Source organism: Streptomyces sp. NPDC006510 (assembly GCF_040611955.1).
Classification (GTDB): Bacteria; Actinomycetota; Actinomycetes; order Streptomycetales; family Streptomycetaceae; genus Streptomyces.
Map to the genome: position 1 here is coordinate 1 of NZ_JBEXPH010000328.1, position 5,840 is coordinate 5,840.

The following is a 5,840-nucleotide window of genomic DNA, read 5'->3' on the forward strand; positions in this document are numbered from 1 at the left end:
GGGAACCCGGTCCGAGGGACCGCCGGGCCGTTGGTTCAGACGGTGGCTTCGGGCTGCGCCGCGTCGAGGTAGTGGACCCGGGTCTGCGCGGTGTGCGGGATGAGCAGGCCCTGAAGTTCCTCGGCCGCCATTTTGAGGAGGTGGCCGTCGCGGGTGGCGTGGAGGGTTTCGAGGACGAAGGCGACGTGGGTGGAGTCCTCGGTGACGCGGGTGCGGTGGGCGTCGCGGTGGTTCCAGTGGCGGGTCAGGACACCGGTGGCGTCGGCGTAGATGATCTCGCCGGGCTTGGGGTTCTCGATCGTGCCGGGTTCGCCGAGCGGGGTGAACTCCTCGCTGCCGTCGGCGTATCGGATGTCGACGTCGCCGGTGAGGTGGTCGAGGTCGAATGCGCCGGCGGGCAGACCGTGGCGGACGGAGGCGGCGTTGTAGGAGTCGACCGCGGGGTTGATGCGCGGCAAGGTGCCCTTTTTGGCCATGCGGCGGCCGAGCGCGTCGACGCTGGGGCGGATGCGGCGGGGGTTGGTACCGAAGGAGCGGTAGGCGGTGTGCCACGCCTCGATCCGGGGGTCGGTCTCGTCGGCGGGCTGCCAGGTGCCGGCTTCGAGCTGCTGCTCAAGGTCCGCCAGGGCGGCGGCGGTGTCGGGCCAGGGTTCGTGGCCGCGCAGGCCGGTGGCGGTGACCAGGGCGATGAGGGTGTCGGGGAAGGCGTCGGCGACAGCGGGGCCGATGCGGAAGGCGGTCATGGGAGGGTTCCGTTCTTGAGCGTGCGGGTCCGGGGGCGAAGGCGTGCTCGCGGTTCTCCCAGCGGGGCCCCGCGGTGGTGGGTCAGGTGAGGGCGAGGAGGCTGACGGCGACGGCGGCGGTGCCCAGGCCGACGAGCTGGCCGCGGTGGATGCGTTCGGCGAGCACACCGCGGGCGAGCAGGACCGTGCCGGCCGGGTAGAGGGCGGTGATCACGGCGACGACGGTGAGGTCACCGCTGCGGGCGGCCAGCAGGAACATCAGGTTCGCCAGCGAGTCCAGTACGCCCGCGGTGGCCGACATGGCGTACGCGGGCCGTTCGGAGCCCAGCTTGCGGTGCATCAGCCCCGCCGCGGTCAGGGTGACGGCCGAGGAGACCGCCCGGCCGACGATCAGCGGGGCCACGCCACTGTCGGACGGCGCCTGGTGCAGGAAGATCAGCTGGAGGGCGATGGCGGCGCCCGCGCCGAGGGCCAGCAGCAGTGCCGGCCGCGAGGGCCGTGCGGAGCCCGCGCCGTGTCCGGCGCTCACCAGCACCACCGCCACCAGCGCGAGCACCAGGCCCAGCAGACCGGCCATACCGAGGTGCTCACCCTGCAGCATTCCCACCGTGACCGGGAGCGCTGCCGAGACCAGTGCGGTCACCGGGGAGAGCACGTTCATCGGACCGATGGCGAGCGTCTTGTAGAGCAGGGCGAACGCGGCGGCGGAGACCACGCCGGAGGCGGCGCCCCAGCCGAGGGCGGCCGGGCCGAACGAGGCGCCGAGAACAGGCCACAGCAGCAGCTCGACCGCGAGGCTGGCCGGGGCGGCGACCATCACGGTGCGCAGCACGTGGGCCTTCCGAGCACCGAGACCGCCCAGGAAGTCGGCGCACCCGTAGGCGAGCGAGCTTCCCAGGGCCAGCAGCAGAGCGAGCACGAAACAATCCCTTACTATTCCAATGGAACGACTAGACCGTACAACGGACCGACCGCACTGTGTCAACCAACCGACCGGACAGTGCATTGCAGTGGTCCACGCGTGAGGATGGATATACAGGTGGCCGAGACAGAGGCAGCCCTGCGTACGCTCGCCCACAACGTCAGAGCGGCCAGAACCCGTGCGGGCCTGTCCCTGGACGAACTCGGCCGCCGCGCCAAGATCAGCAAGGGGGCCCTGGTCGCACTGGAGAAGGCGCAGGGCAACCCGAACTTCGCCACGCTGGTCCGCCTCGCAGACACCCTCGGCATCTCGGTGTCCGCCCTGATGGAAGGTCCGAGCGAAGGCCGCGTGCGCGTCGTGTCCGCCGACGCCGTGATGCCGCTGTGGGTGGGAGAGCAGGGCAGCGAGGCCCGGCTCATGCTGACGACCTCGGGACCGGCCCCGGTCGAGGTGTGGCGCTGGCGGCTGCAGCCGGGCGAGGAATACCCCAGCCACCCCCACCAGGCCGGAGTCGTCGAAACCGTCAGCGTCACCTCCGGCCGGATGATCCTGCTCGTCGACGGCACCGAGCACCCCGTCGAGGCCGGACAGACCGCCGCCTTCGACGGCGACGCCCCCCACACCTACCGGGGCGCCGGCAACGAGACCTGCCACCTGATCATGACCGTCCACCTGCCCCCCGACCCCGCGGGCCGCGCCTGAGCCGACCTTTCGAGCCAACGGGTGCTCCCGGTGGCCGCGTCGCCCCGGCTGCGCGACAGGTGCCGGAACGGCGACAGGACCGGTCAGGAATCAAGAAGCACCGTTCGCCGGGCCGCAACTAGCGTCACGGACATGGCATCCATCGAAAACGTGACCCTTGAGGCGGCCGACCCCACGGCCGCCAAGCACTTCTACGCCACTGCCTTCGGTCTGGACACCCAGGTGCGCCTGCGGGCCTCGGAGGCACCCGCAACCGGCTTCCGTGGGTTCACGCTCGCGCTCACGGTGTCCCAGCCGGCCACCGTCAACAGCCTCGTCGACGCCGCGCTCGACGCGGGCGCCACCTCGCTGAAGCCCGCCGCGAAGTCCCTCTGGGGCTACGGCGGCGTCGTACAGGCCCCGGACGGGGCGATCTGGAAGGTCGCGACCTCGGCGAAGAAGGACACCGGACCCGCCACCCGGCAGATCGACGAGATCGTGCTGCTGCTGGGAGTCGCGGACGTGGCCGCGAGCAAGCGGTTCTACGTCGGCCGGGGCCTGGCCGTGGGGAAGAGCTTCGGCAGCAGGTACGTCGAGTTCGCTGCCGGGGCGAGCCCCGTCAAGCTGGCGCTCTACAAGCGCCGTGCGCTGGCCAAGGACGTCGGCGTCCCGCCCGAGGGCACCGGATCGCACGGGCTCGTGATCAGTGGTGATGCCGGGCCCTTCACCGACCCGGACGGGTTCGCTTGGGAGGCCGCACCGCCGGCACCCACGTCCTGATGCGCACTGTTGCCGACACCGAGCGGATACGTACGCTTCGTGGTCCGCAGGGCCTGCGAGAGGGCAGCCTGCGCGAGGCCACCAGGACGGGGCGCCACGAAGAAACACGAAGCGACTGGAGAAAGCATGACGGGCGCGCCGCCGCGTGGACTTGAGGAGAGGCTGCGGGACACCCGCGCGGCTGGAGAGCGACATCGATCTCTGGATCGCGACAGCGGGCTCCCCGGACGGCGCCCACCTCGTCCCGCTCTCGTACCTCTGGGACGGGAGCGCGTTCCTCATCTCGACGCCACGCGCCTCGGTCACCAGCCGCAACCTGCTCGCGGACGGCCGGGCGCGGCTCAGCCTCGGGCCGACCCGCGACGTCGTCATCGTCGACGGCACCGCCGAGCCGGTGGACATCGCCAGCCTCGGCCCGGAAGCGGGCGACGCGTTCGCGGCCAGGACCGGGTTCGACCCGCGCGAACTCGACCAGCCCTACCAGTACTTCCTGATCCGGCCGCGGCGCATCCATGCCTGGCGGGAGGCGAACGAAATGCGGGGACGCGAGCTCATGCGCGACGGCCGATGGCTCGGCTGACCGCCGCCGGCCGCCGGCCCGTACGGGGCGATGCCTGTCGCCGTCCGCACGGACTCGCGCGGGGTTCGCTTCCGGGCCGATCCGCGCCGATTCGGCCGAGCACGCCGCGCCGCGTTCGCCCGCGTGGAAGGATGAGCCCCCATGTGGTCGCGGCTACCGTTCGGGGACGGGTTACGGGCAGAGCTGGGCTCCCCCGGGCGCTCTCGGCGTCTGGACAGCAGCCCGCGCTCACGGGTGTGGCGGGTGGAGCTGGCCGGGGGACCGGCGGTGGTGAAGCAGATCGTCGACGGTCCCGATGCCGAGCAGCGGTACGGCCGTGAGCTGGCCGCGTTACGGCTCGCCGCTCGGGCCGACGAGCCCGTGGTGCCCGCGCTGCTGGGCACCGATCCCGGCGAGCGGGTGCTGGTCCTGGAGCATCTGGACCACCGACGCCCGCCCGGCGACTGGATCGTCGACTACGCGGCGGCACTCGCCCGGCTGCATGCCACCGCCCGCCCGGGGGACGCCGGAGTGCTGCCCCGCTGGCTGGGCCCGGACGAGGCCGACATCGAGTCATTCCTCGGGCTGGCCGGGGCTCTCGGGGTTCCCGTCGCGCCCGGTGTGTCCGGTGAGCTCTGCGACCTCGTGGACCGGCTCGGCCGGGCGCCGGGGCACGCCCTTCTCCACGGGGATCCGTGTCCCGGCAATGATCTGCACACCACCGGCGGGATCAGGTTCATCGACTTCGAACAGGCCTCGTTGGGCAGCGGGCTGGTGGAACTCGCCTATCTGCGCATCGGCTTCCCGACATGCTGGTGTGTCACCGCGGCAGCCGCTCCGCTGCTGGACCGGGCGGAGGTCGCCTACCGCACGGCATGGCGCACCGAGACCGGCACCGAACCCCACGGCGACCTCACCGACGCGTGCGCCGGCTGGCTGCTACGAGGCGATGCACTGGTCGAGCGGGCCCGCCGCGGAACCACCGACCACCTGGCCCGGATCCCGGACCGGGACTGGAAGTGGGGCACCGCGACCGCCCGGCAACGGCTCGTCCACCGGCTCGGCGTCGTCGGCCGGATGACCGCCGACCGCGCCGGACTGAGCGGCCTGAGCAGGCTCAGCACCGACATGCGCCACCGAATGCTCGCTCGCTGGCCCACGCTCCCACCGGTCCCGTCACAACGCCCGTAGATCCGCTGCCGTCCCGGACGGCCACGGCGCCTCACGACACGAGTCGTCCGCCGGTCTGTTCCCGATGACCGCGATCGACGCCTGGACACCGTGAGCATACTCAGTATGCTCACGGAATGAAGATCATGGTCTGTGGCCTTGTGGCAGGGGCCGGGTTCGGGGCGGCCACCTCGCTCGCCAACGCGCTCTCCTCGCCGTATTCAGCACTCGGCGCCCCACTGACGGGCAGCGTCTGGGCCGGTACCGCCAAGGTGCTCAGCCTCCTCGTGGGCCTCGGCTGGGCGTGGGCCGCGCTCGCCGTGGTGATGGGGTGGCTGGCCAGGACATGGGCGCGAGGTGCCATGGCAGGGGTGCTCGCGCTGATCGCGGCCACAGCGGCGTACTACCCGATGGACTCCTTGGTACGGGACGAACCGATCGCCTGGTACTGGTCGGAGACGCTCATGTGGTGGGCGGCGAGCGTGCTGTTCGGATCGGTCCTGGGTGTGGTGGGTGCGGCCGTCCGGCGCCCCGGTGTGACCGGCTTGCTCGCCGGGCTGACGGTGCCCGTGGGTGGCGCGGTGCAGATGCTCGTACTGCCGCCCCGGCCGGGCGTCGGTTTCGCGCGGGAAACCGTTCTGGCCGAGGTTCTCACCTGGGCGGTCCTGGCCATTGCCGCAGGTTGGGCCGTCCACCGCTTCCGGACCGCGAAGCGTGACCCATCGGCCGGGCACAGGGGGGTTAGCCCTACCTGAGCCGGGCGGTCAGCAGGATCGTTCCGGGCGGGCGCATCCGGAAATGCTGGGTCCGGCACATACCGCTGGTTTTCCCGAGGGTTTCGTAGGAGTTGGCACGTGCGTGAGCAGGCATGGCAGAGGTTTCGTCCTTCCGAACGGCGGCGGGGCGGCCGGCGCAGAGCCGTGCCGGCCGCGGCCGCGGTGGTCGTCGGCGTCATGACGATGGGCGCCCTGGCGCCGCCCGCGGC

6 protein-coding genes and 1 pseudogene are annotated in these 5,840 nt (G+C 72.0%); 5 read left to right on the plus strand and 2 right to left on the minus strand.

Going from position 1 to position 5,840, the window contains the following annotated elements:
* Positions 1 to 35 precede the first annotated feature (35 nt).
* Together ABZY11_RS42395 and ABZY11_RS42400 are read right to left on the minus strand one after the other, a co-directional pair.
* Positions 36 to 743, minus strand: coding sequence for a phenylalanine--tRNA ligase beta subunit-related protein (locus ABZY11_RS42395; protein WP_356484289.1), 708 nt, complete (start codon positions 741 to 743; stop codon positions 36 to 38).
* Between the two features lie 82 nt (positions 744 to 825).
* Positions 826 to 1,662 (minus strand): EamA family transporter, encoded by an 837-nt coding sequence (locus tag ABZY11_RS42400; protein ID WP_356484290.1) that lies wholly within the window; start codon positions 1,660 to 1,662, stop codon positions 826 to 828.
* A gap of 120 nt (positions 1,663 to 1,782) precedes the next feature.
* Here ABZY11_RS42400 and ABZY11_RS42405 point away from each other — a divergent pair, with 120 nt between their 5' ends.
* From ABZY11_RS42405 to ABZY11_RS42425, 5 genes and pseudogenes are all read left to right on the plus strand, one after another.
* Positions 1,783 to 2,367, plus strand: coding sequence for an XRE family transcriptional regulator (locus ABZY11_RS42405; RefSeq protein WP_356484291.1), 585 nt, complete (start codon positions 1,783 to 1,785; stop codon positions 2,365 to 2,367).
* A 132-nt stretch (positions 2,368 to 2,499) separates the two neighbouring features.
* A complete protein-coding gene (locus tag ABZY11_RS42410; protein ID WP_356484292.1) occupies positions 2,500 to 3,126 on the plus strand; it encodes a glyoxalase in 627 nt (208 codons plus the stop codon).
* A gap of 126 nt (positions 3,127 to 3,252) precedes the next feature.
* Positions 3,253 to 3,706 (plus strand): annotated as a pseudogene (locus ABZY11_RS42415) (pyridoxamine 5'-phosphate oxidase family protein).
* A 141-nt stretch (positions 3,707 to 3,847) separates the two neighbouring features.
* Complete coding sequence (locus ABZY11_RS42420) at positions 3,848 to 4,876, plus strand: aminoglycoside phosphotransferase family protein (protein WP_356484293.1); 1,029 nt, start codon at positions 3,848 to 3,850, stop codon at positions 4,874 to 4,876.
* A gap of 116 nt (positions 4,877 to 4,992) precedes the next feature.
* Positions 4,993 to 5,610, plus strand: a complete 618-nt coding sequence (locus tag ABZY11_RS42425; protein ID WP_356484294.1) for a hypothetical protein — start codon at positions 4,993 to 4,995, stop codon at positions 5,608 to 5,610.
* The last annotated feature ends 230 nt before the right edge of the window (positions 5,611 to 5,840 follow it).

Coding starts and splice junctions, on each gene's coding strand:
- ABZY11_RS42420 (WP_356484293.1), top strand. CDS start 3,848: ATGTGGTCGCGGCTACCGTTCGGGGACGGGTTACGGGCAGAGCTGGGC.
- ABZY11_RS42425 (WP_356484294.1), top strand. CDS start 4,993: ATGAAGATCATGGTCTGTGGCCTTGTGGCAGGGGCCGGGTTCGGGGCG.
- ABZY11_RS42410 (WP_356484292.1), top strand. CDS start 2,500: ATGGCATCCATCGAAAACGTGACCCTTGAGGCGGCCGACCCCACGGCC.
- ABZY11_RS42395 (WP_356484289.1), bottom strand. CDS start 743: ATGACCGCCTTCCGCATCGGCCCCGCTGTCGCCGACGCCTTCCCCGAC.